Genomic DNA, 626 nt, shown 5'->3' with positions numbered 1-626 from the left:
GAGGTGATGCTCAACCCTGACGGCTTGCTCTGGATTGAGCGACAAGGGGAGGCGATGACGAAGGTAGGCACGGTCTCACCGGATAAGGCGACTCGCGTATTAAACGCGCTGAGTGATTATCACAAGACGGTGGTGACAAGCAGCAGCCCGATTTTAGAGTGCGAGCTGCCGACCGACGGCAGTCGATTTGAGGGACTTGTCCCGCCTTTGGTGGACAACCCGAGTTTTGTGATCCGTAAAAAAGCCACGCGCATTTTTACGTTCACGGATTACTTGGCTTCAAACGCGTTAAGTGCGACGGCCGCGCACCACTTAATTGAGCTTATCGACCGACACCGTAATATCGTGGTGGTGGGCGGCACAGGCTCAGGAAAGACCACTTTTGTGAACGCGCTGCTGTATGAAATGGCGCAGCGCTTTCCCAATGAGCGTTGCATCCTTTTGGAAGATACCAACGAGCTGCAATGCAGTGCCCCCAATCATGTGATTAAACGAACCCATCCAAACGCCGACATTTCCATGCGAACCCTACTGCGCACCACCTTACGCTATCGGCCTGACCGTATCATCGTGGGTGAAGTGCGAGGTGGAGAAGCTTTGGAGCTATTAAAAGCATGGAATACGGG

Annotated in this window: 1 protein-coding gene; it reads left to right on the top strand. The window is 53.5% G+C overall.

Annotation, left to right across the window (positions count from 1 at the left end; genetic code table 11):
• Nucleotides 1–54: 54 nt before the first annotated feature.
• Nucleotides 55–626, top strand: a 572-nt coding sequence (locus tag Q1A70_RS20270; protein WP_363318260.1) for an ATPase, T2SS/T4P/T4SS family, incomplete at its 3' end; no start/stop codon positions are given.

The sequence above is a fragment of the uncultured Vibrio sp. genome (genome assembly GCF_947488985.1).
GTDB lineage: Bacteria > Pseudomonadota > Gammaproteobacteria > Enterobacterales > Vibrionaceae > Vibrio.
The sequence above is the reverse complement of the archived record's forward strand: the minus strand, read 5'-3'. Positions and strand labels throughout refer to the sequence as shown.